Annotated in this window: 18 protein-coding genes; 8 read left to right on the top strand and 10 right to left on the bottom strand. The window is 67.6% G+C overall.

The features are described 5' to 3' along the window. Positions 1 to 78: 78 nt before the first annotated feature. From ACOYYX_RS36215 to ACOYYX_RS36175, 9 genes are all read right to left on the bottom strand, one after another. Complete coding sequence (locus ACOYYX_RS36215; protein WP_422927520.1) at positions 79 to 1,716, bottom strand: type IV secretory system conjugative DNA transfer family protein; 1,638 nt, start codon at positions 1,714 to 1,716, stop codon at positions 79 to 81. 20 nt (positions 1,717 to 1,736) lie between these two features. After that, on the bottom strand, positions 1,737 to 1,973 hold the full coding sequence (locus ACOYYX_RS36210) for a hypothetical protein (RefSeq protein WP_422927519.1): 237 nt from the start codon (positions 1,971 to 1,973) through the stop codon (positions 1,737 to 1,739). Between the two features lie 133 nt (positions 1,974 to 2,106). Further along, on the bottom strand, positions 2,107 to 2,349 hold the full coding sequence (locus tag ACOYYX_RS36205) for a hypothetical protein (RefSeq protein WP_422927518.1): 243 nt from the start codon (positions 2,347 to 2,349) through the stop codon (positions 2,107 to 2,109). Positions 2,350 to 2,415: 66 nt separating this feature from the next. Beyond that, positions 2,416 to 3,066: a hypothetical protein gene (locus tag ACOYYX_RS36200; RefSeq protein ID WP_422927517.1), complete on the bottom strand. Its 651-nt coding sequence runs from the start codon at positions 3,064 to 3,066 to the stop codon at positions 2,416 to 2,418. Next, positions 3,018 to 3,338: a hypothetical protein gene (locus ACOYYX_RS36195; protein ID WP_422927516.1), complete on the bottom strand. Its 321-nt coding sequence runs from the start codon at positions 3,336 to 3,338 to the stop codon at positions 3,018 to 3,020. The genes ACOYYX_RS36200 and ACOYYX_RS36195 overlap by 49 nt, the downstream gene beginning before the upstream one ends. 30 nt (positions 3,339 to 3,368) lie before the next feature. Further along, positions 3,369 to 4,682 carry a hypothetical protein gene (locus ACOYYX_RS36190; protein ID WP_422927515.1) on the bottom strand — a complete coding sequence of 438 codons (1,314 nt, stop codon included), beginning with the start codon at positions 4,680 to 4,682 and terminating at the stop codon, positions 3,369 to 3,371. A gap of 87 nt (positions 4,683 to 4,769) precedes the next feature. Then, complete coding sequence (locus tag ACOYYX_RS36185; protein ID WP_422927514.1) at positions 4,770 to 5,555, bottom strand: ParB/RepB/Spo0J family partition protein; 786 nt, start codon at positions 5,553 to 5,555, stop codon at positions 4,770 to 4,772. Between the two features lie 547 nt (positions 5,556 to 6,102). Beyond that, positions 6,103 to 7,587 (bottom strand): hypothetical protein, encoded by a 1,485-nt coding sequence (locus tag ACOYYX_RS36180; protein WP_422927513.1) that lies wholly within the window; start codon positions 7,585 to 7,587, stop codon positions 6,103 to 6,105. Between the two features lie 167 nt (positions 7,588 to 7,754). After that, positions 7,755 to 8,234, bottom strand: coding sequence for a hypothetical protein (locus tag ACOYYX_RS36175; RefSeq protein WP_422927512.1), 480 nt, complete (start codon positions 8,232 to 8,234; stop codon positions 7,755 to 7,757). Positions 8,235 to 8,421: 187 nt separating this feature from the next. Here ACOYYX_RS36175 and ACOYYX_RS36170 point away from each other — a divergent pair, with 187 nt between their 5' ends. The 5 genes from ACOYYX_RS36170 (at position 8,422) to ACOYYX_RS36150 (ending at position 21,432) form a co-directional block, all read left to right on the top strand. Continuing rightward, the gene (locus tag ACOYYX_RS36170) at positions 8,422 to 8,832 is read left to right on the top strand and encodes a hypothetical protein (RefSeq protein ID WP_422927511.1); all 411 of its coding nucleotides are present in this window, start codon (positions 8,422 to 8,424) and stop codon (positions 8,830 to 8,832) included. Positions 8,833 to 9,271: 439 nt separating this feature from the next. Further along, a complete protein-coding gene (locus ACOYYX_RS36165; RefSeq protein WP_422927510.1) occupies positions 9,272 to 9,871 on the top strand; it encodes an RNA polymerase sigma factor in 600 nt (199 codons plus the stop codon). Then, complete coding sequence (locus ACOYYX_RS36160; RefSeq protein ID WP_422927509.1) at positions 9,868 to 13,275, top strand: protein kinase domain-containing protein; 3,408 nt, start codon at positions 9,868 to 9,870, stop codon at positions 13,273 to 13,275. Before ACOYYX_RS36165 ends, ACOYYX_RS36160 begins: the two co-directional genes overlap by 4 nt. A 1,386-nt stretch (positions 13,276 to 14,661) precedes the next feature. After that, the gene (locus ACOYYX_RS36155) at positions 14,662 to 20,601 is read left to right on the top strand and encodes an RHS repeat-associated core domain-containing protein (RefSeq protein WP_422927508.1); all 5,940 of its coding nucleotides are present in this window, start codon (positions 14,662 to 14,664) and stop codon (positions 20,599 to 20,601) included. 132 nt (positions 20,602 to 20,733) lie between these two features. Then, a complete protein-coding gene (locus tag ACOYYX_RS36150; RefSeq protein ID WP_422927507.1) occupies positions 20,734 to 21,432 on the top strand; it encodes a hypothetical protein in 699 nt (232 codons plus the stop codon). A gap of 345 nt (positions 21,433 to 21,777) precedes the next feature. Here ACOYYX_RS36150 and ACOYYX_RS36145 read toward each other — a convergent pair whose 3' ends face one another. Continuing rightward, positions 21,778 to 22,173: a transposase gene (locus ACOYYX_RS36145; RefSeq protein WP_422927506.1), complete on the bottom strand. Its 396-nt coding sequence runs from the start codon at positions 22,171 to 22,173 to the stop codon at positions 21,778 to 21,780. 342 nt (positions 22,174 to 22,515) lie between these two features. On the opposite strand from ACOYYX_RS36145, the gene rfaE2 reads away from it, so the two are divergent. From rfaE2 to ACOYYX_RS36130, 3 genes are all read left to right on the top strand, one after another. After that, the gene (gene rfaE2 / locus ACOYYX_RS36140) at positions 22,516 to 23,913 is read left to right on the top strand and encodes a D-glycero-beta-D-manno-heptose 1-phosphate adenylyltransferase (protein ID WP_422927505.1); all 1,398 of its coding nucleotides are present in this window, start codon (positions 22,516 to 22,518) and stop codon (positions 23,911 to 23,913) included. Positions 23,914 to 24,269: 356 nt separating this feature from the next. Then, positions 24,270 to 24,647, top strand: coding sequence for an iron-sulfur cluster assembly scaffold protein (locus tag ACOYYX_RS36135; RefSeq protein WP_422927504.1), 378 nt, complete (start codon positions 24,270 to 24,272; stop codon positions 24,645 to 24,647). Beyond that, positions 24,640 to 26,349, top strand: coding sequence for a glycosyltransferase (locus tag ACOYYX_RS36130; protein WP_422927503.1), 1,710 nt, complete (start codon positions 24,640 to 24,642; stop codon positions 26,347 to 26,349). Before ACOYYX_RS36135 ends, ACOYYX_RS36130 begins: the two co-directional genes overlap by 8 nt. The last annotated feature ends 12 nt before the right edge of the window (positions 26,350 to 26,361 follow it).

Below are 26,361 nucleotides of genomic sequence, written 5' to 3'. Positions count from 1 at the left end.
CGTCCTTTCGTCGAAACTCCGCGTCATCGGCATCCCGGCACGATGCCGGGATGCATCATTGGAACCCTGAATGCCGGGTCAGAAGCGCGGCCGCACCGGGCGCCGATAGGCCTTCCGCCGGCTGTCGTAGGGATCGTCGTCGTCGCCCGGCGATGCCGGGGCGAAGGCGGGGCGTGATGCCCGCGGCCGGGGCTCGACCGCGGGCGGGAGACACGCGGCGACGGCCGCACCGATCGTCGCCGCGAGCAGGATGGCCAGGGCCCCCGCCAGGCTGCCGAGACCCGGGCCCCGGGTCAGCCCCGTCCCGTAGCCCCGCCGCCCGAGTCGGAAGGCCGGGTCGGAGTAATAGCTGATGCGCTCGGCCAGGATCGGCCGCATATTCTTGTGGAAGAGCAGGGAGACGTGGCCGGGGAGGCGGAGCACCTCCTCGGGCTTCAGGAGGGCCCTGCCCTGCTCCGAAATCGTGCTGCCGCGGCCCCAGGAGCGGCTGCCGGGCTGGGGCTGGCCGCCGCCCCCCATCGGGATCGAGGTGTTGTCGCTCTCGTTGTCCGACCGGACGGCGATCGTCTCTTCGCCGATCTCCTTGCTCAGGGCCTCGGCCGTCTCGTAGGAATTGATCGAGAAATACTGCCTGGTGGCCAGGTTATCGAGGATGGTGGAGGCGTGGTCGCCGAAGGTCCGCTTGAGCTGGTCGAGCGACTGGAAGAAGAACCAGCAGCGCACCCCCATGCCGCGCATCAGGGTGACCGCGTCCTCGAGCGCGCGCATCTGGCCGATGTGGGCGGCCTCGTCGATCATGAAGAGGACCGGATTCTCCTCGGTCGGCACCCCGCGGGTCGCGACCCTGAGCAGGGTGCCGAGCCAGAGCCGCTGCACGGCCGCCCACACCGCGAGCATGTCCGACGGGATGATGATGTAGACGGTCATCTTGCCGCCGCGGAGCGAGCGCGGGTCGAACGTGGTGCGCCGCGTGGCCGTGGCGATCAGAGGCGAGTCGAAGATGTTGGTGTGGCGCTGCGTGTGCGACATCACGCTGCCCAGCTCCTTGTCGACGTGCCAGGTGAGCGAGTGGCCGAGCTGCTGCAGGACGCCGCGGAAGTCCTCACGCTCCTGCATGGCCGAGAGCGCCTGCCCGTAGAGCTGGCGCGAGGCGAGATAGGTGCGAACGCCCCGCAGGTTGCGCTCGTCCGGGTTGCCCTCGCAGGCGCAGATGAAGGCCGTGAGGGCCGCGATGACGTTCTCCGCGGAGTCGTTCCAGTGCGGCTCGTGCTCCATCCCCGAGCGCACGACGATCATATTCGCCAGGTCCCGGCAGGAGTCGATGAAGCGCGGGGAATTCGGGTCGATCCAGTCGAGCGCGTTCAGGCAATCCCCAGGCCCGTGGCGGTCGTCGTAGAGGCATCCCGGGTCGAGGCGGACGATCTCGTGCCCGAAATGCTCCCTGCGATGCGCGTGCGTCAGCGCGAAGAGCTCCCCCTTGGGGTCCACCACCACGGCATTGCCCCCGTAGGAGAGGAGGTTGGGCACGAGGCTGTTGACCGACTTGCCGCCGCCGGCCGGGCTCACCGTGAGCAGCCCGACGAAGTCCTCGACCCGGATGAAGCCGTCCGCCCGCCGGCCCAAGAACGCCGCGAACCAGTCGCGGCAGGCCTTCTGCGAGCCCACGCGCGGGTCGATCAGCGCGCGGGCGGCCTGAATCCTGGTCGGCCTGGGCATGTTGCCGAGCCTGCCCAGGATCAGGCCGCGATCGCCCAGTAGCCGGCCGCGGGCCAGGTCCCCCAGCCGGCGAAGGCCGCCGTGCCGAAGGCGTCGGAGGGGCGGCGGCGCCGCCGCCTCATGCGCCAGGCGATCCCGGCCAGGGCGGCGGCCCCGACCGAGGGGAAACGCAGGCCGAGCAGCACGGCCTGCAGGGCGAAGGCCAGGAGGGCCAGCCCCAGGGCGAGGCGGCAAGCCGGCGCGACGAAGCGTCGCATGATCACCTCTCGGTTTAGGTAAGGGATTTCGAGCGACGTGCCGATCGGCCGTGATGGAATCCGGCCGGGGTGATGCGACATGGCCGGGTCCCTCCCGCCCGACCGACGGCCGCGCGGGAGGGGGTCGAGGCGCTCAGCGGTAGCCCTGGGGCCTGCGGTCCAGCTCGGCGATGATCCGGCCGGCGCCCGCGGCCGTCATCTTCTGCTGCCGGAGCGGCGAACCGTCCGGGCCGGTGAGCGTGAGCGTGTGGTCGGGGCGGGCCTTGGGCTTCCTGCGCTCCCAGGCCTCCGATAGCGTCAGGTAGAGCATCCCGCTGCCCCACCCGCCGACGCATCCGGCGATGAGCAGCAAGGACCATCCCAGCAGAGTCTCCATGCGGGACCTCCGAGGATTCGGGATGCCCGGCGGGGGCGCGGTGCCCAGGGCCGCCGGGCGTTTCGTTCAGCGACCCTTGCCCATGGCGGCGACGATGTGCTTGCCGGCGACCTTGATACCGACGCGGACGGGGAGCCACCCGAGCAGGCCGCTCCTGACGAGCAGGACTGCGGCGAGGGCCAGGATGAGGCCCGCGACGAGGAGCGCCCGGGCGAGGTGAGTCCTTGCCTCCGCGGCGACGCCCCCGGCCGCCTTCGCGACGGGCTTGACGGCCTCCTCGGCCACGGCCCCCGCGATCCGGGCGACGGCCTCACCCCCGGCGCCGGCCAGCCGTGCCGTGCCGTCGAGATAGGGCTCGGGGTCGGAGAGGAAGGCGGCGAGCGCGACGCCCCCGGCCAGCACGCCCCGGTGCTCCCAGGCGAAATCCATCGCCCTGTCCCCGCGGCGGGCGATCACCGCCAGCAGCTCGGGGGCGCGGCCGCCGCCCGCGAGCTCGCCCGCCATCATGGCCAGCCTGCGGCCCCCGCGGGGGCCGAGGGCGCCCAGGGCCCCGATCGCGGGCTCGCCGAGCGCCTCCAGGACCGGCTCGGCGACGGCCCTGTGCCGGATCAGCACGGCCGCGGCGTCGTCCCCGTGGCGGGAGACCATCGCCAGGCCCGAGGGCCGGCTCAGCAGCCTGAGCGCGTCGTCGCCGTGGCGGTTGAGCAGGCGGAGCACCCGGGGGCCTCCGCCCCCGCCCCTTCCACCACGCCGATCGCCCCGGGCCCGACCTTGCGCACGGCCGTCAGGACGCCGTCGCCGTGCCGGGCCGCCGCCGAGGCCAATCGGCCGGCCAGCCGCTCGGCGCCCTCCCCCGCCGCCTCACGGCCGAACTTCCCGATCAGGAATTCCGCGGTCTCGCGCACGGCCCGCGAGCCGAGCCCCGCGTATGCCGGCGTGGCGAAGGCGGGAATCGACGTCAGGATGCATGCCCACAGGATCCTCTTCATGGCGTCCCTCCGGATCGAAGTGGCCAGATGTCAGTTCGAGGCCCCGAACGCGCCGACGATGGACTCGGCCCAGCGGATGATCTGGTCGGGCGGCGAGCACCGGCCCGCGTCCAATGGGATGTACATGAGCAAGGGAGAGCTCGCGGCCTCCGGCCCGATGAGGTGCGTCATGAGCGATTTCCACAGGCTGCGGTACCGCTCGTTGCGCATCCATCGCAGACGCTCACGCAGCCCGAGATTGGAAGCTCGCGTCACGGCCTCATCGGCCCGCTGGCAGGCAAGTCGCACCGCCGCGTCGGGGTGACTCCTCCGGAAGATCGAGAGCGTGGGGTATATCGCGCCCATCGAGTTATCGCCCTCGATGACTGCGGTGCAGATGTTATCGATGCCGGCCCTGGTGCGATTGGCGAGGGCCTTCTCGGGGTCGTACCCCATAGCCTTGACGCCCTCGCCCAGCGCCGCCTCCACGGCGATGCCGGCCGCGATGTTGGTGCCGAATTGGCGAGGCCGCGAGGCATCCTCCGGCGTGGCACGTTTGGCGAGCTGATCGCCGAGGAAGTTCGAGACGACGAACATGCCCAGCGACGCGCCGAGATCCGTGCTCGCACCGTCGACCCCTTCGGCGATCATGGCATCGCAGAGATCGAGCGCCGCGAGCTCATGGCGCAGGTCCGGCATGGCGAGGCCGCGAGCGATCGCGTCGTCGGGGACGTCGACCCCCAAGGAGACGAGCAGCCGGGCCTCCGACTCCACCAGGTCCTCGCGGAAGCCGGCCAGCGCCCTCTGCATCTCCCGCACGGCCGCCCCCCGGTCGAGGACGTTCTCACTGAAGGCCCGGCGGACGAAGAGCGTGAAGCCGTCGGGCCCGTCGCCGCCGGAGGTCAGGCCCAGCGCCCGGCCGGCCTGCGTGGCGAAACTTTCCAGGAAGGAGCCCGCCAGCCGCCCCTTGGCGCCCAGGTCGAGCACGGCGGACGCGAAGAGCGGCGCCCCCTCCTTGCGCGCCTCGAAGAAGCCCTTGAGGCCGTCCATCCTGATGCGCAGCCTCTCCTCTGTCTCCTCCAGATACTGATCGAGTGCCTTCTCCAGCCGGAACTTGGTCGCCCCGACCCCCGCGGGGCCACCCTCCGGCCGCCCGGCGGCGGGCGAGGTCCCCGCGGCCGGGGGGCCGCGTCGCCGGCACGCAGGGAGTGCGAGGGGCCAGCGAGCAACGCCCCCGCGCACAGCAGGGCGGTGAATCCGCGTCGGACGCAGTGTCGAATCTTGGACATGATGGCGATTCCTCGGGTTGTGCCCGGGGGCCGGGATGGCCCCGGGCCAGGATTCGGTCTGCGGACGAGTCCGCATCCCGCTTGCGTACCCCCGCCCCTCGACGCCCGCACGTTGCGGGCGCCCGGCGGGGATGATCGGACTGCAATAAGGGGGGGCGGCGGGCTACGGTTGGGCCGAGACCGCGAGCACCCGGGCCAGCGTGGGGAAGTCCCAGCCTTGATCCAGCGCCTTGCGGACGGACTTCTTCATCTCCTCGAGCTCGCCCAGCAGCTCGGAGAGGTCCTCGCTCGCCGAGACGACGCTGAGCCGCCCGCGTCTGAGTCGATGCTGCTTCGGGGCTTTGCGCCCCGCCGGCCGCCTGCCCAGCGCCCGCTTCAGCTCGTCGCGGCCGACGGGCCCCGTGGTCGACTCCGCCAGGAGGAGCTGCTCGGCCTCGCCCAGCCTGGCCAGGTCCGGCGCGGCGGACTCGGGGATCGTCCCGCCGTCGATCAGCGCGACCAGGGGCTCGACCAGCTTGAGCAGGGCGAGCTTGCGGCTCACCTTGGCGTCGCTGAAGCCGAACAGCGTGGCGAGCTCCGTGCCCGTGAGCCGGCCCGACGTCATCGCCGCGTGCAATCCCCTGGCCTCCTCCGACGGGCGCAGGCCCAGGCGCGCCAGGTTCTCCGTCAGGGCCAGCCGCTCGACGTCGCCCGCGCGGATCGGCCCCCGGAAGACCCGGGTCGGGACGGTCGCGAGCCCGAGGATCCGGGCGCAGCCCAGCCTCCGGTTGCCCCAGATCGGGCCCAGCCAATCATCCGGCAGCTCGATCGCGCCGATCGGCTGCAGGATCCCGTCCCTCTCGATGGACGGCAGGAGCGAGTCGAGGTCGCAATGCTTGCGGGCATTCTCCGGATGGTCGGCGAATCGGCTCACGGGCTCGTTCGTGACATCCGGCAGGCGGCCCGTCATGGGCACCCCCTTTCTGTTGTCGAAGTGGAGCCCGGGCTTTCCGCCGTGCGGCCCCCCTGCCCGACTTGTCCCCGCCCCGGTCCCGCGTCCCTGCGCCCCCCCGCGTCACGCCCCCCACCGGTGGCATGGGGGACGCCCCGCGGGAATAACCTCCCGGCGAGTTCGATGAGCGGCTCGAATCTCGGAATTTTCTTCATGCCATCACTCCTTGCAATCAGTTGACTGGCCAATCAGTCGACCGGCCCTCGGTTCGCGAGGGCGGAGACCCTCCCGCCGCCGAGCGAGGCGGCGTTGCTGCCGGACGCGGGATCGGTTCCCCAGGCCCGGCGGTCGCATCGCCGCGAAGGTGGCTCCCCCGCGGCCGCTCAATAGATCGGGACGCCTGTCGCGACGGGTCGCCGGCAACTTGAGACGGAAATACTTGGCGGGAAATGATTTCAGGAAAATCCAGCGCGACTCTGATTGCCGCATCGGGCCTCACATGGGCCGTTGCGGGGGCGGATGGGCGGCCCCGGATGCCGGAGACCGGGTAGCGTCCTAAGCGAGGTCACCCCTCGAGGGAGAGGTCGGCCGCCGGGTCGTATTCGAGGCTCACCAGCCGCTCCCGGGCCTTGCGCGGGCGGGCGAGCGCGACGCCGTGCTCGGCCAGTATCACCGCCAGCCGGGTGAGCTGGCGGCCCAGGCCGATCGGGGTGTCGGGCCAGCTCTCCGGCGTGCGCCGTACCTGGTGGGCGCGGGCGGTGTCGGCGAGGCGTTCCAGGAGCGTCGTCGGGTCGCCCGCCCACCGCCCCTGCTTGCGGGCGAACGGGAGGAGCGCCGCCACCGGCGGGCTGTCGGTGGCGTTGCGGCGCCGCCGGGATTCGGCCTCGCGCATCGCCGCGTCGAACGCCTCGACGGTGAATCCGGGCGCCAGGGCGGCCGCCCTGCCGAAGCGGTGGAAGTCGGCCATGCGGGAGAGGCCGTCCTCGGGCACCGAGGGCAATAGCGAGAGAGTCCGGCTCGGCGCGTTGAGCAGTCCCCCGAAGAGCCGCGGGCTCGCCTCGCGGAATTCGGCCTCGAGCCGCCCCGGGTAGCGGCGCCGGTCGTGGGTGAGCCGCTCCAGCTCGATGATCAGGCTCCGATCGAGCAGGTCCGGCCGGTTCGTCGGCGGGCGGATGCCATTGACGACGATCGCGCGGAAGAAGCTCAGCAAGTATTCCTCGCCGTCGGTATAGAGCCGCCGCCGGTCGATGGCCCGGCCCGTGACGGCCTGGCAGCACAGGTCCGCCTCCACCGGCGTGAAATCGGACGCGTTGTCGAAGACGGGGACGGCGTGGCGGTAGAACGTCTGGACCAGGTCGGCCCGGGCGTCGCGGCCCAGTAGCTCGGCCCGCGACGGGTCGACGAGGCGGCGTACCAGCGAGCAGAGGGTGCTCTTGGCCGACCCCTGGGGGCCTACCGGCATGAGGATGGGCCGAGGCATGGGGACCAGGGCCGCGACGAGATAGGTCAGCACCAGGATGCGGTCGGCCTCGCATCGCAGCGGGGGCAGGAATGGGAGGAGGTCCCGCAGGTCGCCGGACGGGTCGGGATCCGGCAGCGGTATCTGATGGGCGAACCGGCGGAAGAGCACGCCGGGGTCGGCCGCCACCTCCCAGCCGGACTCGCCGACCACGACGGTACGCCATCGTTCGTCGGCCAGGTCGATGCACGGCGAACGCCCTTCCTCGTGCCAGGCACTCCGGTTGTGCAGGGCCCTCCGATCCTGGTCGGCGTACGCCTCGAACTCATCCAGCCGCTCGGCGATCCTGCCGCGCGTCGGCCGCTCGCCCGCGTCCAGCATCCCGCGGATCAGCCAGTTGCGGAACGCTCGGCCGCGCAGCTGCAGATTCTCGAGCCGGTCGCCGTGGGGCACCCGCGCCCAGGGCGTGCCGTATTGGTCGTTGAAGAGGACCGGCTCCGATCCCCCCTCGCCATCCGGGTCGCCGTGGGCGACGGGCGTGCGGGGCGAAGCGGGCCTCGCGTCATGGTGATCGTCCCGGTGCTGCGTCACGGTCGTCTCCTGCTCTCGGTTGGAGTTACGGCGGAATTCGCGTCATCGTCGTCATCCCGTCATGCCGGGCGGCATGTTCGGCCCGGGCGCGATGCGCCCCGCCCGCTCCGCTCGGCCGCCGCCGGGCCTGATGGGGGCCGCGGCCGCCGAGCGGAGCCCGCCCGTCCTCATCCGGCGGCGTCGAGCCAGGCCTCGATGTTGCCGTCCTCGTCCTGCTCGCCCCTCATGACGGATGATGGATGCTTCTGGAAGGCCTTGAGGCGGGCATATTCCGGCCATTTGAAGAGCGTGCTGCGGTTGACGCCGCAGGCCGCCGCCACGATCCCGTCCTTGAGCTCGGGCATCAAAGTCCTGAGGAGGAGGGCCTTGCGCCTGGGCTCCAGGCCCGTCCAGATGCTGAGCATCACCACGAGGCTCCCCAACGCCGGACGCGGCTGGGACGCGAGGGCCGAGCACACCGCCCGTTCGAGGGTTGCGGCCTCGATCGGGGCGGCGGATGGCCGGCCGCATCCGCGGGGCTCCGCCCCGCCCCCGAGCATCCTGATGCGTTCCTCCGGCCCCTGCTGCCGCAGGAAATCGAGCAGCGCGAGGATGTCGTCGCCTTCGTGTGAATCCGTCGTTCCGGCTTGTCGGTGATTGGCGGGCATGGAAATCTCCTCGGTATGAAAGGGGCGTACCTTCGACGAAGCGGCTCGGCCCTACGCGGGTCGGCCGGGGCGATGCGGGCAGGATGCCCGCGTGACGCTTGCAGGGGACGGGTGTTAAGGAATTAACGATTTGTTAAATAAAAGCATTTAATATTGAGCACTGAATCTTGAAATCGCAGGAGTGGCTATGCCGGAGGATCATGAGGAGCACGCGAAGGCAGGCCATAGTGCCGCGAAAATCGATCGCGGCACCGAAGTCGGGGAGCGTGCCGGACGCACCTGGAGCGAGCGGGTCCGGTTCCCGATCAAGTTCAGGCATTTCTCGGGCCTCGACGCGGGCGGCCGGGGGCGCGTCTTCATCAAGTTCGAGCTCGCCCCGGGCGAGAGCAGGCCCGACCCCGAGGCCCTCGCGATCGTCAAGCTCTTCAAGGAGATCGACGGCAAGCCCTCGGGCCTGAGGATCGATCGGGACAAGGGGCACGGCTGGGTGTGCTCGTTCCCGGACACTTCCGCGGGGCGAATCGGCGCCGAATACGCCGCGGCCAGGCTGATCACTTTGGCCCTCGGGATGGATGAGGAAGAGAGGCGGTCCCGCTGACATCAAGCGATCGACCTCGGGCCATAATTCTGCAAGCATAAGATTAGCCTCCACCGGATCGTCCCTCCGCAGCCTCTCCGGCGTCGAACCCGAAGGCGGCGGATCTCCCGCCGGCCTTGGTGGCCCGCCGCGGTGCTTGCCCGGCGTGAGGGCCTGGGCCAGCCCTCGAGGGGGGATGACGGTCGGCGATGAAGCCGCCGGGAGCGGGAATTTCGAGCAGCCCGGCCCGACCATGTTGTTCGATCTCTCTCGAGCTTCTCGGCTCGAGTCCGGGCTACAGAGAGGGTACGCACCGGGGCCGACTCCACTAACAAGACGCCCAAGAAAAATTTCCGGCATGGCCGTGGATTGACCACCTGTCCGCGCGCAAGATAAGTACATTCCCGATTCATTCGGCGGGCGGCGCGGCCCGCAGGCCCTGGGCAGCGGAGGTGATGCGGTGGCCGAGGATGTGCCGGACACGACCTTGCTCGTATTCAGCTTCCTGAACGATGCCGCGGACGCGGAGTCGCGGACGCTGTTCTTCATCCGCTACGGGGAGGCCATCTCCGGATGGTGCCGGAAATACGGGCTCCAGGAAGCCGACGCGGACGACCTGGCGCAGGACCTCCTGATCGCGATCTGCACCACGATGAAGGCGACGAGCTTCGACCGCGGCAAGGGTCCGTTCCGGCAGTGGATGAAGACGGTCACCAGGAACGCCTGCATGGACTTCTACAGGCGAAAACCCCCCAAGGTTTTCCAGGAGCTCTACGAGGACATCCCCGCCCGCGACGACCTCGAGCGGCAGTTCCAGGAGTTGGCCATGCACGACCTGCGGCAGCTGGCCATGACGCAGGTGAGGCCCGGGGTGTCGCCCAGGGACTGGCAGGTATTCACCCGGCGGGTCCTGGAAGGCCGGCCCGCCGAGGACGTGCGCGACGAGCTCGGCATGAGCTCGATCGCCGCCGTGCACGTGGCGACCGGCCGCGTGCGCAAGCGGATGCAGGAGCGGATGGCGGAACTCGGCGATTCCTACGACGGCGAGTCGGGCCGATGAGGGCCTGCCCGGCCGACGACCTCCTGCTCAAGCTGGTCGACGGCGAACTCCCCGAGGGCCGGTTCGCCGCGATCGAGGCCCACGTCGAGACCTGCGGCGCCTGCCAGGCCGCCCTGGAGCGCCTGGGCGACACGACGGAGGCGGGCGAGTGGCGTCGGCATAATGCCCGCAACGCCCGGCCGGTGACGGCCACGCTGCCGCCCCCGCTCGCGCCCGGCGCCATCGGCCGCCTCGACTGCTTCGATGTCCTGGAGGAGCTCGGCGGCGGCGCCATGGGGACGGTGTACCGCGCCCACGACACCCGCCTGCGACGCCCGGTCGCCATCAAGGTGATCAACCCCGAGCTCGCCGCCCTGCCCGGCTTCAAGCAGCTGTTCGAGCGCGAGGCCCACACGGCCGCCCGGGTGAAGGACGACCACCTCGTCGCCATCCACCACGTCTCGGCCGGGGCGGCGGATTTCCCCTTCCCGTACCTGGTCATGGAACTCATCGAGGGGGAGACGCTCAAGCATCGCCTGCGGCGCAAGGGGGCGACCCCGCCGCGCGAGGCGGCGGGCATCGCGCTGCACGTCGCCGCGGGGCTCGCCGCCATCCACGGCGCGGGGCTGGTGCACCGCGACATCAAGCCGGCCAACATCCTGCTCGACCGCAATTCACGCCGGGCGCGCATCGCCGATTTCGGGCTGGCCCGCGCGATCGACGTCGTCGAGGAGCGGATGGCGCTGACGGCCGGCACCCCCGGCACCCCGGCCTACATGAGCCCCGAGCAATTCGCCTCCCCCGGCGACGTCGACGGCCGCAGCGACCTGTTCAGCCTGGGCGTCGTGCTCTACGAGATGCTGACCGGGCGACAGCCATTCCCGGGGCAATCCCCGGAGGCGATCGCCCTGCAGGTGGCCACCGCGAGCCCCGCCCCGCCCCGCTCCGTCAACCCGAATCTCCCGCGCGACCTGGAGACGATCTGCCTGGTCTGCCTCGACAAGGACGCCGATCACCGCTTCGAGGACGCCGCGGCGCTGGCCGAGGACCTGAAGCGATTCCTGAGGCACGAGCCGATCCTCTCTCGCCGTCCGCCCCTCGGCCGCCGCATCGCCCTGTTCGCGCGGCGCAACCGCCCGCTCGTGCGGCTCGCCTCGGCCTCCCTCTTCCTGGCCGCCGCCGTCGCGACCTCGGCCTGGATCGTCGTCTCGCTCGAGCGATCCAAGTCCCGCGATTCCGAGGGAGGCAGGCGGAAAGCGGTCGAACTCGCCGATCGGAAGTCCAAGGAGGCGGAGACGCGGAAACAGCGCGAGCTGCACACGCGATACCTGGTCGAGATCAAGGACGCCTGGAAGGCCTGGAAGGAGGACCGGCCGGGGGAGGCCCGGTCGCTGCTCGCCCAGCACCTGCCGGGGGCGAACCCCGGCCTGGCCGACACGCGGGGCGTCGAGTGGTTCTACCTCGACCGGCTGCTCGGCGTCGGCGTGCGTTCGCTCTCGTTCGAAGGCAAAGGGATCGCCGCCTGCCTCAGCCCCGACGGCTCGAGGGTGGCCGCCCTGGGGCTCACCGAGGGCGAGGAGTACTGCGTCAGGATCTGGAAGTACCCGGCATCCCGACCGGAACGCACGCTCATCCTGGGGCGCAAGACGAACCTGCTCGAGCTCGACCGATCCGCCATCCTCAAATCGGCCAACCTGGCCGGGCAGCGAGGGGTGGCCTTCAGCCCCGACGGGTCGAAGGTGGCGGGGGCCTGCGTGCTCATCCGCCCCGGGCGGCACGAGGGGCTGCTCAAGGTCTGGGAGGTCGGGACCGGCAAGCCGATCTTCGAGGCGAGCGACGCGGGGCTCGGGGAGCGTCCCGTGAGCTTCAGCCGCGACGGGAGGCACGTCCTCGCCGGCGCCCATAGCTATCCCATCGACGCAGAGGGGCCGCCGGGAGATGCGTTTTCCGGAGGCGGCCCGGGAGAAGGCCCGGTCGCCGGGGCCGATCCCGGGACGCCCGATGCCGACATACCCTTCGCCCATAGCCCCGATCGCAAGTGGGCCCTGGCCAGGGACGACTCGCCGGAGGCGGTGCGCCTCCTCAACATTAAGGGCCTCGAGGACCGGTCGCGACGGTCGCCTTTCGGGCCGAGCCTACTGCCGAGGGCCAGGTCCGCCGCCAACCCGATGACGGTGATTGCATTCGAGGGAGGGGACGTCAAGGTCGCCGCGCTCGCCGACAGGATGCTCGCCGTCGCCCAGGAGGGTGGCCGCGCCACGGCTGCCGCCATCCTCCCCACCGGGGAGCTCGGGGCACGCATGCCGCTTCGCGGACACGAGGGCGAGATCACCTGCCTCGCCTTCTGCCCGACAATCCCCCGCCTCGTGGCCGCCGGCCCGGACGCCGTCACCGTGTGGGATTCCGTGCTCGACCCGCAGGAGCTCCGGCCGATCCGCGAGCAGAACACCGGCCTCCCGGCTTCGTACGCCGCGGTCGCCGCGCCGGGGCCGGTCTACGCGGCGGGCCGCTGGGAATGCCGCGTCTCGATGACCCCGATCGGCCACCCCGGCATACGCGTGCCCCCTAAATTCTCGTTCGCAATCCACGACTTGGCCCGGCCCGACGCGAGGCCGCGCATGGTCGATTCACCCATGCCCGTGGGCGCCGTCACGATCAATCCCAACGGCACCCGCCTCGCGATCAGCGGGCCCGACGACCCGACATATAAGATGATGGATCGCTACATGGCGGGCGACCGGACGCGCCCGCCCGAGGCGGCCCCGCAAGATTTTCGGCAGAAGGGCGTGATCTTCCTCCTCGACATCGCGACGGGTAAAACCGTGCGGGCACTGGTCGGCGGCAGGCATTCCCCCGCATCCATGGCCTTCGACGCCCGGGGCGAGCGGCTGATCTCGGCGGCGGGCAATGAACCGTCGATTCACCTGTGGGACGTCGAGCAAGGCAGGGAAATCCGCGAATTGAAGCTCGGGACCAAGGGCGTGGCCCGGATCGATTTCAGCCCCGACGGCCGCTGGATCATCGCGGGCGAGCTGGGCGGCAGGGTGAGCGTCCACGACGCCGAGACGGGCGAGGCCGCCGCGGAATTCCAGGCCGAAGACAAGCATCCGCTCTGGGCCCTCCACGAGGACCTGTTGGCGGTCCCCGTCGACGGGAAGCGGATCAAAGTGTGGGACATGCGATCGCGGCACCTCGTGCGGGAGATGAACGACCTGGGCCGGCGGATCGAAGCCCTCGCCTTCCTGGATGCGGGCAGGCGCCTCACCTCGCTGGGCGGGCAGACGCTCACGCTCTGGACACTGGAGACCGAGAGCGAGATCTTCTCGATCTCGACCGGATACTGGCCGCCCATGTACATGCCCCGCATCGCCCTGGCCCTCGAGCGGATCAAGTCGGAGGCCGGCGGCGCGGTCAACCCCCATTAACTCCAACCAGGTCCGGAGTCGCAAACGTCTCACGGCATGCGAGGCTGCAAAGCCAATCGCCACGATTCCCAACTCTGAGGCGCGAGCGTGAGCCCAGAGTCGGCAATGGAAATCTCAAAAGACTACAATCTGAAGAGCCAAAGGAGCAATCAAGGCAATACGATGAAGCATGAACAAAACTTGTGTAAATGGCAATTATTGTAATTTATTATTTATTAACATGTTTTAATCTAAATTCTAGCATCAAGGAGGATCAAGCCAGCGTGAACCATGCCCACGGACAACCTCAGCCGTTTCTGCTGCCAGTATCCGGTTGGACCCACGACGGCAAACGCGCGGCTGGCAACCTCTCCGCCTGCGACCGCTTCGCCAGGGAGGGCCACAGGCTCCTCTGCCTCGGCGCGTACAAGGCCCACTCCTCCGAGTTCAAGGGGACCCCATTATTCAACTCCAAGATCGCGGACGAGAAGTCCATCGGGTCGTGGAGCACCTGGCCGACGGATGTGGCATCCGACAGACCGGCCGACTATGCAGGGCAGCGATGGAGGGCGGTGGGCCCATTGCAGCCGCAGATGACGCCGCAGACGGCGATATCGACCAGCAGAGGCTTGCGATTGCCTGAGTGGCGTGGAACGGAGCGACTCGAAGTAGGAGTCCAGGTTGCCGATGTCGAGGGGCTTGGGCATGGCGAGAAGTCCCGAGATCGGCCGCCTCGGCCGTCGCGAGCCAGGGTAGACAGGCCATCGACAGCGGCCGATATCAGGATATCAAGCCGAAGAGAGTCGCGCCAGACCGCCCAGTCCTCAAAGCTGTGAGCGATGGCCCTGATGCATGCCTCGAGCAAGATTTTCTGTCGAGATGACTTAAGGTGCAATCGCCCTGCTGCTCATTCCCGCCATAATTAAGCTGATTATCATCGAACCAAGGGTCTCTTCGGCAGAAACGAAAACATCGCGGGAGGATCGCTTTCCGCAGAGGGCGACTGAGATGACCAGGCTCGGTTGCACTTCGCAGCACAACTTCCTGCCGATGCGTCGTTTGCGATTGGCTCACCGTACGATAAATCCGAGCGGGTCCGGAAAAATCTCGGCCCGCGCTTGACTCCGCCGGGCCGATTTCCTAATTATGTCCTTCGGCGAAGGATGTCGTCTCCAACCGGGGAAAGTCATCCTCGTTATTCATATGCTTTCGCATTTCCCGTACTTCTAGTGAACGACTTTTCGAATGCCCCGGCGAGATCCTGTATCGCCGTCGGGTTCGCTCGCCCTGCCGATTGAATGGCCTTTGATGCTGGCAATGCCCGGGCCGGCGGCCTGTCCCGCCGCCTAGCCGGTCGAGCATCCGTTAACTCGCTAACTAACATAACGCAGCCGAGGAGAATTGCCGATGGAGCCCCAGCGTCCCCGCCCCTTCGCGATGCTCGAGTCCTCCGGCTCGGCGCAGCCCAGCGGCTCCTCGAGCTCCTCGTCCTCTCGCTCCTCGGGTGGGCCGCCCCCGTCGTCGGGCTCCTCCTCGAGCTCCGGTTCGGGTTCCAGCTCGGCGAGCGGCCGGCCATCGTCCAGTTCTTCGTCGTCGCGGTCGGGCTCTTCCTCTCGGTCCAGCTCGTCGTCGCGGTCGGGCTCGTCGTCCCGCGGCAGCTCGGCCGGGGCCTCATCGTCCTCCTCCTCCGACGCCGTCCCCCCGTCAAATAAGCCTTGCACGCCCTCGGCATCACCGGTCCTGCCCCAACTCGGCATCGGCAACTTCTGCAAGACGATCCTCCCGCCGATAAAGACCGCCCCCCCCCCGGGCCAGTGCACCACCTGCAAGACCACTCCCCCTGCCCCGCACAGCCCCGCCAACTCGTGCGACCCGACCAAGCCGCCGTCCTGCCCGCCGCAATCGCCCGCCGGCCTGCTCTCTTACGAGGCGGTCACCGCCTCGCCCGGCACCGACGCCGCCGACCTCGACGCCTATAATCCGCTCAACGTCGCCGCCGCCATGGCCCAGGTCCTCGCCGGGCAGGGCTCCCCGGCCATCCAGGCCGACGGCGGCTGCGACGACGCCGCCGCCCCCTGCCGCGTCGACCCCATCAAGGGCAACCTCGTCGCCCAGGTCCGCACCCCCTTCGTCGGGCCCTTCGACCCCAGGCCCGTCCTCACCTACCGCAGCGACATCACCGCACCCAGCGCCTTCGGCGCCGGCTGGCTCGGCCTCTACGCCGCCAAGCTCTCGGTCGCCCCCGACCTCTCCGCCGTCACCGTCTACAAGGGGGACGGCGGCAGCTACCGCTACACCTCCGCCGGCGGCGGCGCCTACACGCCCCCGGGCGGCAGCCAGAACACCCTGGTCCGCAACGCCGACGGCACCTTCACCGAGACCCAGCCCGACGGCTTCAGCTTCCTCTACCAGGCCGGCGGCGGCCGCTACCTGGCCCGCATGGCCAACTCCGCCGGCCGGCTCTGGACCATGGTCTACGACGTCGACAATATCAACGTCGCGCTCGTCGACCCGTTCCTGCGCCGCACCTCGTTCACCTACGACACCTCCGGGCCCCAGGCCAAGCTGGTCAGGATCACCGACTCCGGCCTGCGGATCACCACGTTCTCCATCGACTCGGCCCTCGACCTGCGGCGGATCACCACGCCCGAGCTCTGCGTCACCTCGCTGTCCTACGACGCCTCGCACCGGCTGGTCCGCTGGGAGGACCCGATAGGGGCGAGGACCAGCTACGCCTACGACTCGCAGGGCCGGGTGGTGGGGATGGTCTCGCCCACGGGGGCGCGGCGGACCTTCATCTACTCGGCCGGCGGCACCGTGGCCATCGACCCGCGGAATCATCGCACGACCTGGACCAAGACGGCCGACGGCAACATCGCGTCGGTCACGGACCCGCTGAACAACACGTTCCAGTACCAGTGGTCGTCGGGGGCGCTGGTGCAGCAGACGGACCCCAAGGGCAACGTGACCTCGTTCCGCTACAGGACGAGCACGCTGGGGGCGCAGCAGCTGGCGGCGGTGATCCAGCCGGTCACGGGCCGCTACACCTACGTGTACGCAGGGGACCGGGTGGTGGGGCTCATCGACCAGCGGGGGTCGCGTGCCAGCCTGCTGTGGGACGCGTCGGGGAACCGCACGGGGCTGATCGACAACCTGGGCCGCCGGGTGACGTACAGCTACAACGCGGGGGGGCAGATAACGCAGGTGGCGGACGTGCTGGGGCGGACGCGCAGGACCGTGTACGACGGGTCCGGGCAGGTGGCGGCTCGGGTGGACGCGCTGGGGCGCCGGACGTCGTACGCGTACAACGCGCAGGGGCAGCTGACGCAGGAGACGGACCCACTGAACCACGCGACGTCGTACCGGTATGACCTGATGAACCGGCTCACGGCGGCGATCGACCCGCTGGGGAATCGGACGAGCTTCGCGTACGACCTGAACGGCCGGCTGGTGGCGACGAAGGACCCCGAGGGCGGCGTCGCGACGAACGTGTACGACGGTGACGGGCGTCTGGTGGCGGCGATCGACCCGCTGAACCACCGGACGAGCTTCGGGTACGACCCCGCGGGGAATCAGATCCGGGTCATCGACGGGTCGGGCCGGGTGACGACGACGGTGTACGACGCGGCGAATCGCGCGATCGCGACAATCGACCCGCTGCAGAACCGCACCACGTACACCTACGACGCCGCCAGCCAACTCGTGCAGACCACGGACGCGCTGGGCCGACCGTGGGGCCGTGCGTACGACGCCGAGAACCGTCCGGTGGCGACGGTGGATCCGCTGGGCAGCCGCAACACACTGGTCTATGACGCGACGGGCAACCTGATCCGCCTGGTGGACCCTCTGCTGAACGTCGCCACCATGATATACGATCGGGCCGGACGGCGTGTCGTGGCCATTGACCCGTTGGGCCGCCGCACCAGTTATACCTACAACACAGGTAATTGCTTAACCACGATCACTGACCCGTTAAGCCATCAGGAAACCTACAGCTACGACTGGGCCGGGCGGCGCGTTGTCTCAGTAGACGCGCTCGGAGCACGGACTACAACGGCCTATGACTTGGCGGGACGGTACATTCATTCAATTAATCCGCTGGGGAGTATCAGCACCTTTATTTATGACGCTGCGGATCGAAGTATTGTGTCCGTGGATTCTCTTGGCGTCCGCATGACTTTCGCCTACGACCGAGCAAGCCGACAAGTTCGGACGGTAGATTCCCGGAATTTCATTACTACGACGATCTACGATCGGGCTGGTCGGATCATCGGCGAATTGGACCCACTGCTCAATCGCACTAGCTATACGTACGACGCCAGTGACTTGCATATCCGATCCACCAATCCCCTTGGATTTGTTACGACGAACGTCTACGACAAGGCGGGGCGCCTTGTCGCGAAGGTCGATGCTCTCAACGCAAGGTCGACTTACGTACTCGACCCCGTTGACCGTCAGATTGCGGTGGTGGATCCGCTGCTTAACCGCACCAGCTACACCTACGACGCCGTGGGTCGGCTGATTTGCGAGTCGGATCCTCTAGGAAATCGCACTAGTTTTTCCTACGACAAAGCGAATAATCAACTCGGCGTCACAGATCCGCTACTCAATCGCATCAGCTATTCCTACGACGCAGCCGGTCGACTAATTAGCACTACGGATCCATTAGGAAATCGCGCCACCTATGCCTACGATAAGGTAGGCAATCGCATCGCCATAACAGATCCACTGGGCAATCGCACTAGTTATACTTACGACGCCGCCAGGCGAAACGTGACAGTTGCGGATTCTCTGTTCCACTATACTACCTATATTTACGACCAGGCAGGTCGTCAGATCGCACAAGTGGACCCGCTGAATCAGCGCACTAGCTATGCCTACGACTCCGCCGGACGGCAAGTGGCAATCAAGGACGCGAACCTCCGCCTCGTCACGACCGTCTACGACTCGCTGGGGCAGGTTGTGGCAGTGATCAACCAGTTCGGGGCCCGTACAACGCAGGTGCTGGACCCGCTGGGCCGGCCGGTCGCCGTGGTGGACGCCAACGGCCGCCGGACCACCACCACCTACGACGCCGCCGGCCGGGCCACCCTGGTCCTCAACCCGCTCAACGTCCGCACCACCTACGGCTACGACGCCAACGACCGCCTCAACAACCGCGTCAACGGACGCGCCCTCCGCACCCAGTACTCCTACGACAGGGCCGGCCGCCTCTCCCTCGTCAGGTACATCGACGGCACCCGGGTCACGATCGCCTACGACAGGGCCGGACGCCGGACCGCCATCGCCGACTGGACGGGACGCACCACCACCGCCTACGACCGGGCCGGACGGGTGGTCGCGACGGCGACGCCGGCGGGGCTGCGCTCCACCTACACCTACGACGCCGCCGGCCAGCGTGCCTCGCTGGCCTACCCCGGGCCCGGCCGCATCACCTACGCCTACGACGCCGCCGGCCGGATGACGCGGCTGGCCAACGCCGCCGGCGAGGCCACCACCTGGTCTTATGACGCCGCCGACCGGGTCACGGGCGCCCGGATGGCCAACGGGATGCGAACCTCGTACGCCTACGACGCCGCCGATCGGCTGACGCGGGTGGCCAACCTGGGCCCGACCCTGGCGACCCTCTCCAGCTACGCCTACGCCTACGACAAGGCCGGGACGCGGACCCGGGTCCGGGAGGCGGGCGGGGCGATCGTCACCTGGGCCTACGACGCCGCCTACCAGCTGATCGCCGAGCGCCGCAGCGGGGCGGCGGCGTACGCCAACACGTACTCCTACGACCCGGCGGGCAACCGGACGACGAAGAGGTCTGGGTCGGCGATCACGACGTACTCGTACGACGCGGGGAATCAGATGACGCGGGCGCGCACGGGCGCGTCGATCCTGACCTACACCTACAACGGGGCCGGGGATAGGATCGGGGTGCGGGGGCCGGCGTCGCAGGTGGACACGCTGCTGTGGGACATCGAGGACCGGCTCACGTCGTACAACAAGGCGGGGGTCATCACCACGTTCACGTACGACGGCGACGGCCGGCTGGTGCAGCGGTGGGACGCGGCCACCGGGGCCACGAAGTACGTGCTGGACGGGCAGAACATCCTGCTGGAGACGACCGGCTCGGGGGTGATCCGGGCCTCGTACACGTCGCAGCCGCTGGAGTACGGCCAGGCGGTGTCGCGGCGGTCGGGCGGTGCCTCGTCGTTCTACGCCTACGATGGCCTGCTCTCGGCGGGAAACCTGACCGACGCGACGGGTTCGGCGACGGACGCCTACACGTACGACGGGTTCGGGCAGGTGGTGGCGGGCACGGGGACGACGGCGAACCCGCTGAAGTACGTGGGCGGGGCGGGGTACCTGCAGGAGGCTGGGCCGGGGCTGTACTCGCTGCGTGCGCGTTGGTACGACCCGGCTTCGGGGCGGTTCTTGTCAGTGGATCCTATTCGTGCCTATGATGTTTTCCCGAACTATTACTTGTATACCGAAAACAACGTTGTTAACTTCATCGATCCCAGTGGCCTTGCAGGCAAGGGTATACATTGGGATATTCAGGATCATCACTGGTTTCCTCAAAAGCATAGAGACGAGTTCGATCGTATTTGTAAAGGAGAATTGAACATTGACATGTATACAACTCCTATGAACTCAAACAAGGAAGGCACGCCTCATGATTATATTCACAATAGATCGACTTACGATTATGAAATTGCAGTTCTTGTTAATCAATTCGACCGTCCCAATGACAAAGATGCTTGTTGTGGCCTAGTGAGAGCGGTGATTAAGCAGATTGCCATAACCTGGAATAATCTCAACAAGCAAGGGTTGTTTTACGGGCAAATGCCCGTCCAGTTTCAAACAACACCATGGAGACAGGCACAGAGATTTCCGGACTTTTACAAAATTCCTCCACTTTACCGCCAATGCCCTGGCCAGCCGCGGCCGGATACCACCCTCGATCTCTTAGGCGATATGCCAATGGGACTTCAAAGCAGGGTCTGCGACGACAAGAAAAGACGCCGTCGTCGTCCGCCAACACCATACTTCACCAACGGATGGAGTGGAGAGTCAGGCCCATATTCCGGTTCTGAGAAGTGTACTATTAAGGCGCCCAAACGAACTGATGTGCCTCCGCTCAGACGGCGTCAGATGGATCTCCCAGGCCCTGAACTTCTAGACGAATTGAATGATGTCGTCCTCCCAATTCTGGTTAGCGGAGCATTAGGGGGAAGCATGTTTAGGGGAACCTCATCACCATTCGGAAGGAACGTGTCATCAGGTAGGACAGCTCGAAGTGCCAACTCGATGCGAGCCAATACACGCGTACAACCACGCGCACCCATTCGTTGAAATGCCTTGTCCTTAAATCAGGATTCGCTAAAAATTCGATCTGTTGAAGGAAGACCTGCCCTAGATATGTTATTTCATCAGACTGTTAGCAATAACACAGGATGTCGGTATCTCTAGTATAAGGAGTTGGTAATGTTCGGCCCACCTATCGACGTGTATCCATTCCCGGTCGGGCGTAACGCCTTGCCCAGGCATTCGGATCTGCCCGCTTTTTTTGATGCGACAATCAACAAGCCAATCGAGGAACTGACCCTTTGGTTCGCTCAAAGCTTGGATGCGGTGCGATCACCAGTCGTTGCTAGACTCCGCGACATTGTGCTTCAATATCGCCCTGAGGCCCTCGTTTATACCAATGGCGAATGGCTTCTTAAGATTGCTAACTCCGACTTTTGCAATACAAACCTGTATCTGCTGGCCCCTCCTTCGTCAAACGACCTTCGCATGACCTTCGAACGTTTTAACATCAAGTCAGAAGAAGCTTTGCTTGATTTTTTTCGCTTCTTCCACGGTTTTCGATTTGAAGACCCCTTTATTGGGCAGGGTTTTTGGTCCCTTTCGAGATGGGAGCCGTTCAAGGACCATGGCTGGAATGACATGGCACATGCTTCTTCTAAACAATTAGAATGGTTGGAATCGGTGCCTATTTATGCTGATGGAGCTGGGGCTTCAATTCTTTTGAATTCGTCTGGCCAATTGGCTTGGTCCGTTTTACCATTAGCTGTGGAAGATCGTATTCGGATCTTCGAGCCGTCTTTCGATAGCTTCTTGTCAAAATTCGTTGATATTCTTGAACGCGATTTTGCACTTGTTTATGATTACAAGTCAATGTGACCTTGCATGATGTCAGTGCCGACGCCCTCCACCTTTACTTGGTATCAAGTAAGCGAGTAAAACTATGAAGGCTCAAGATCGATTCCAGGGTGGTGCGAGCAGATGGGCGATAGTGCCCCAGGAGGGCTCTCTCACAGTCCCTGGCGTTATGGCTGAACCGGAAGAAAGCCAGATTGACCGGCTGCGATTCCGCGCGGGAGCTTGAGGTGCGGGCGGAGCGAACACCACCAGAGTGACCAGAAGCCTTCCATCATGTTCACGTGGACCTCATAGAAGCCGTCGCCGTCTTCGTCCCGAGTTTTTCGTCCCTCTCCTGGTACACCGTCTTTTACCGAATCCTGTGGATCATTGAGCATTGTGGTCGGTGGCCCCCCGGAACCCGACAGCCCCGCGTACTTTTTCGGGGTGGTCAAACAGCCAGCGGCATCGCTCCCCGAGGGCCTGTTGCAAGGAGTCCAGGTCGTCGAACGCCTGGTTCGCCACCGCCTCGCGCAACAGGGGCCATAGCGGCTCCGCCGGCTGCAGCTCCGGCGTGTAGGCCGGGAGCCGGTGCAGCACCACGTTCGCCGGGACCACCAGACGCTTCGCCACGTGCCACCCCGCGTTGTCCACCAGCACGGCCAGCAGCTTCTCGCCCGAGGGGTCCGCCCAGCGGGCGAACTCCTCCAGGGCCAGGCCCATCCAGTCCGCGTTCGCCGACGGCAGCAGCAGCTCGAGGTTCCGGCCGCTGGCCGGGTGCACGAAGCCGTAGGCGTAGAGCTAAGATGCCCCGACGGCAGGCGGCCACTTCCAATACGTGGCGTGAGCCATCGAATCGACGAAAAGCGATCCTAACCCTGCCAGAATAAGAACCCCCTCCAGTAACTCTGCATCAAGGGGCAGAGCCGAGGAAGGCTTGATCATGAAGGACTTGGCTCGTGGAATGATCGGGCTTTCAGCCGACTCGCGAACCCGCCGACTTCCAGTCGAGAGAATATTTTTATTTTTGATATGAAAAATTATAATAATTTTATCAGTTTTTTGTGCAAAAGTAATTTTGTAGGCCCCCCTCTCGAAGGGCCGGTTTTGGTGGTAGGAGACCTCATGGTCGACGCCTACCTCTGGGGCGACGTCGGTCGAATCTCCCCCGAGGCGCCTGTCCCCGTGGTCCGCCTGAATCGCAAGACCGTGACCCTCGGCGGCGCGGGCAACGTGCTGCTGAATCTCGTCGGCCTTGGCCTGCCGGCCACGGCGTCAGGGTTCGTGGGGGACGACGACGGCGGGCGGCAGCTCGTCCTGATGCTCGAGCAGGCGGGGATCTCCCCGTCGGGATGCGTCACGCTGGCGGATCGCCCGACCACGACCAAGACCCGAGTGGTCAGCGGCCACCACCAGATGCTCAGGCTCGACGAGGAAGGGGTCGGCCCGGTCGCCGATGAGGACGTGAAGCGCCTGATCGACGCGATCCTCGGGCAGCTCGACGATGCGTCGGCCCTGATCCTCTCCGACTATGCCAAGGGGGTCGTCACGGCCGAGGTCTGCGGGGCGGTCATCCCCGAGGCGAGGCGCCGGGGGATCCCGGTCATCGTCGACCCCAAGGGGTTCAACTTCCAGAAGTACGCCGGGGCCACCGCCCTGACCCCGAACCTCCGCGAGTTCGAGGTCGCCGCGGGGCTGGAGGCCGGCTACGACTCCGAGGCCTTCCGTCGCGCCGGCGGCGACCTCCGCGAGCGGCTCGGGCTCGAGTTCCTCCTCGTGACCTGCGGCGGCGAGGGCATGCGGCTGCTTGATGAGGACGGCTGGTCGGAGTTCCACGCCCTCGCCCGCGAGGTCTACGACGTCTCGGGCGCCGGCGACACCGCGATCGCCACCCTGACGGCCGCTGTGGTTGCCGGGCTCGACCTCCGCGACACCGTGCGCCTGGCGAACGTGGCGGCGGGCGTGGTCGTCGGCAAGGTCGGCACCGCCCCCATCCAAGGCCGCGACCTCCGCGACGCCGTCCGCGACGGCCAGCTCCCGGGGCAGACGGGGAAGGTGTACGAGGCCGCGGAGCTGGCCGACCTGATCCGGAGTTGGAAAGGCCTGGGCGATCGCGTCGTCTTCACCGACGGCTGCTTCGACCTCCTCCACGCCGGCCACGTCGCGCTGCTCGCCAAGGCCCGCGCCTGCGGCGACCGGCTCGTCGTCGGCCTGAACACGGATCGCTCGGTCCGGCAGCTCAAGGGCCCGACCCGCCCCGTCGTCGTGCAGGGAGACCGAGCCCAGGTGCTCGCCGGCCTCGCGAGCGTCGACGCCGTCGTCCTCTTCGACGAGGAGACCCCGCTCGAATTGATTGAGGGGCTCAGGCCCGACGTCCTCGTCAAGGGGGGCGACTACGAGGAATCTCAGGCCGTCGGCGGCGAGCTGGTGAAGTCGTGGGGCGGCCGCGTCGCGATCATCCCGCTCGTGGAGGGACGCAGCACGACGAGGATCCTGGAGGGGTTGCAAGGCACGATAGAGTAATCCTCACCTCCGAGCGGGCTTTGGCCGCCCGTGCAGGATGTAACCGTCGATCCAATCGCTGGATCACTTGGTGGCATGAGAGACATGTTGCCTCGGGCGGATTTTGTATTTATGATGAGTCCGGCTATATCTGCAGCGATGCCCGTAGTGGTGTCGTACCATACCCGGTAATCATACCGCTGGCGAAATGTCATGCGGATCGGCCGCGAGATTGTTCCCGTGGATAATCCGAGACGATATCATTCCCGGGGGCGGTGGCTCGGGCTTCGACCAGGGACGGTCCGATACGCCGCCTGAGTGCTATATCCGATCCCGGGCGGGATTCTTTCATCGCAGGTCAACTCGAGGATGTCGGCGTGGGCAAGTATTCCGACACGTTGATGGACCATTTCACCTCGCCCCGCAACTCGGGGACCCTAGATGCGCCCCACCTCACCGGCCACTCCGGCGCCCCCGGCCGGGGGCCGTTCCTGATCCTCTACCTCCGCCTCGACGGGGGGCGAGTGGCCGAGGCCCGCTTCCAGACGTACGGCTGCGGCGCGGCGATCGCGTCCGGGTCGATGCTGACGGAGATGGTCGCGGGCCGGACGGTGGCCGAGTGCCTCGCCCTGACCGAGGCCGACCTGATCGAGGCCCTCGACGGGGTCCCGCCCGACAAGGTCCACGGCCCCCACCTCGCGATCCTGGCGTTGCGCGACGCCCTCTCCGGGGGAAACGAGGCGAAGGATGCCTGAAGGCCCCGGCCCGATCGTGCCGCGTCCGTCCGATGATCGTGCGATGGACGGCGAGGCGTCCGCACTCCCCGCGTCCTACCTCCACGCCTGCCGCATGGCCGAGCGGGGGGAATATGGCGAAGCCCGCCGGGCCTTCGAGGGGCTGGCGGGGTCCGCCGACACGCCCCGCCTGCGGGCCCTCGTCGCCAACGACCTCGGGACGCTGGCCGCCATCGCCGGCGACTACCGCGAGGCCCTGCGGGCCTGGCGCCGGGCCGCCTCCGCGGATCCCCATTGCGAGCCCGCCCGGCTCAACGCCGATTTGCTACGCGCCGACGGGCACGAGATGCTTCCCGATGAGGAGGCTGAGGACGCCTACGGCGGCCCGGGAGCCCTCCCCGGCGTCACGGGAGGAGATCCTCCGGTCGCCGCCATCCCAGGGCCTCCTAGAGTAGGGCTCGCCTCCGCCCCGCGGCCGAAGGTCGCGATCCTCAGCTTCCTGTTCAACTGGCCCTCGACCGGCGGCGGGATCGTCCACACGGTCGAGCTCTGCCGGTTCCTCAACGAGGCCGGGTACGAGGCCCGGGTCTTCTACGCCGACTTCCCCGCCTGGGGCCTGGGGCGGGTGACGGGTACGCTCCCGATCCCGGCCGAGGCAATCGCGTTCGAGGGACCGGGCTGGGAGGTCCCGGAGATCCGGCGGCGGTTCCGAAGCGCGATCGACGCCTTCGCCCCCGGCCACGTCCTCATCACCGACTCCTGGAACATGAAGCCCCACCTCGCCGAGGCGATGCGGGGGTACCCCTACTTCCTGCGGTTCCAGGCCCTCGAGTGCCTCTGCCCGCTCAACAACCTGCGGCTGCTGGCGACGGGGCCCGACGACGTCGCCCAGTGCCCGCGGAATCAGCTGGCCTCGCCCGAGATTTGCCGCCGTTGCGTCCGCGAGCGGGGGCACTCCTCGGGCGACTTGCACCGGCTCGAGCGGGACCTGGCGGGGGTCGGGACGGCGGACTACGACCGGGCCCTGCGGCGGGCGCTGGGAGACGCCGAGGCGGTGCTGGTCCTCAACCCGCTCACCGAGGCGATGCTCGGCCCCTACGCGGCCCGGGTGCGGGTCGTCCCCTGGGGCATGGATCCGGCGCGATTCCCCGGGCCGATCGATCGCGGGCCGGCGGGGCGGCCCGGGGGCGGGCCGACGACCCTGTTCATGGCGGCGGTCGCGGAGGAGTTCATCAAGGGGGCCCACGTCCTGCACGAGGCCTGCCGCCTGCTACGTCGATCTCGCGACGACTTCGAGCTGGTCGTCACGTCCGACCCCCCGGGGAGGATCGACGAGTTCACCCGCTCCGTCGGCTGGGCCTCGCAGGAGGGCCTCCCCCGCCACTATCGCGACGCGGACATCTGCGTCGTCCCGACGATCGCCCAGGAGGGCCTGAGCCGGACGTCGGTCGAGGCGATGGCCTCGGGCCTGCCGGTCGTCGCCAGCCGGATCGGCGGGCTGCCGTCCACCGTCGCCGACGGGGCCACGGGGCTGCTCTTCGAGCCGGGGGACGCGGAGGACCTCGCCCGCAAGGTCGCCACTCTGCTCGACGACCCTGCGCTCCGGCATCGCATGGGGCTCGCGGGGCGCAGGAGGTTCGAGGAGGAGTTCACCTGGGGCGGCGTGATCGAGCGATACTACCGTCCGCTCCTGGATGCACCCGCGCGAAGCCGTCCCCCGTGAGATGACGCATTC

This window comes from Singulisphaera chitinilytica (genome assembly GCF_049331405.1).
Classification (GTDB): Bacteria; Planctomycetota; Planctomycetia; order Isosphaerales; family Isosphaeraceae; genus PoT.
The sequence above is the reverse complement of the archived record's forward strand: the minus strand, read 5'-3'. Positions and strand labels throughout refer to the sequence as shown.

Excerpts from the sequence above, each read along its gene's own strand:
- ACOYYX_RS36215 (WP_422927520.1), bottom strand. The coding sequence starts at position 1,716 with ATGCCCAGGCCGACCAGGATTCAGGCCGCCCGCGCGCTGATCGACCCG.
- ACOYYX_RS36210 (WP_422927519.1), bottom strand. The coding sequence starts at position 1,973 with ATGCGACGCTTCGTCGCGCCGGCTTGCCGCCTCGCCCTGGGGCTGGCC.
- ACOYYX_RS36205 (WP_422927518.1), bottom strand. The coding sequence starts at position 2,349 with ATGGAGACTCTGCTGGGATGGTCCTTGCTGCTCATCGCCGGATGCGTC.
- ACOYYX_RS36195 (WP_422927516.1), bottom strand. The coding sequence starts at position 3,338 with ATGAAGAGGATCCTGTGGGCATGCATCCTGACGTCGATTCCCGCCTTC.
- ACOYYX_RS36190 (WP_422927515.1), bottom strand. The coding sequence starts at position 4,682 with ATGCGGACTCGTCCGCAGACCGAATCCTGGCCCGGGGCCATCCCGGCC.
- ACOYYX_RS36185 (WP_422927514.1), bottom strand. The coding sequence starts at position 5,555 with ATGACGGGCCGCCTGCCGGATGTCACGAACGAGCCCGTGAGCCGATTC.
- ACOYYX_RS36175 (WP_422927512.1), bottom strand. The coding sequence starts at position 8,234 with ATGCCCGCCAATCACCGACAAGCCGGAACGACGGATTCACACGAAGGC.
- ACOYYX_RS36170 (WP_422927511.1), top strand. The coding sequence starts at position 8,422 with ATGCCGGAGGATCATGAGGAGCACGCGAAGGCAGGCCATAGTGCCGCG.
- ACOYYX_RS36160 (WP_422927509.1), top strand. The coding sequence starts at position 9,868 with ATGAGGGCCTGCCCGGCCGACGACCTCCTGCTCAAGCTGGTCGACGGC.
- ACOYYX_RS36155 (WP_422927508.1), top strand. The coding sequence starts at position 14,662 with ATGGAGCCCCAGCGTCCCCGCCCCTTCGCGATGCTCGAGTCCTCCGGC.
- ACOYYX_RS36150 (WP_422927507.1), top strand. The coding sequence starts at position 20,734 with ATGTTCGGCCCACCTATCGACGTGTATCCATTCCCGGTCGGGCGTAAC.
- rfaE2 (WP_422927505.1), top strand. The coding sequence starts at position 22,516 with ATGGTCGACGCCTACCTCTGGGGCGACGTCGGTCGAATCTCCCCCGAG.
- ACOYYX_RS36130 (WP_422927503.1), top strand. The coding sequence starts at position 24,640 with ATGCCTGAAGGCCCCGGCCCGATCGTGCCGCGTCCGTCCGATGATCGT.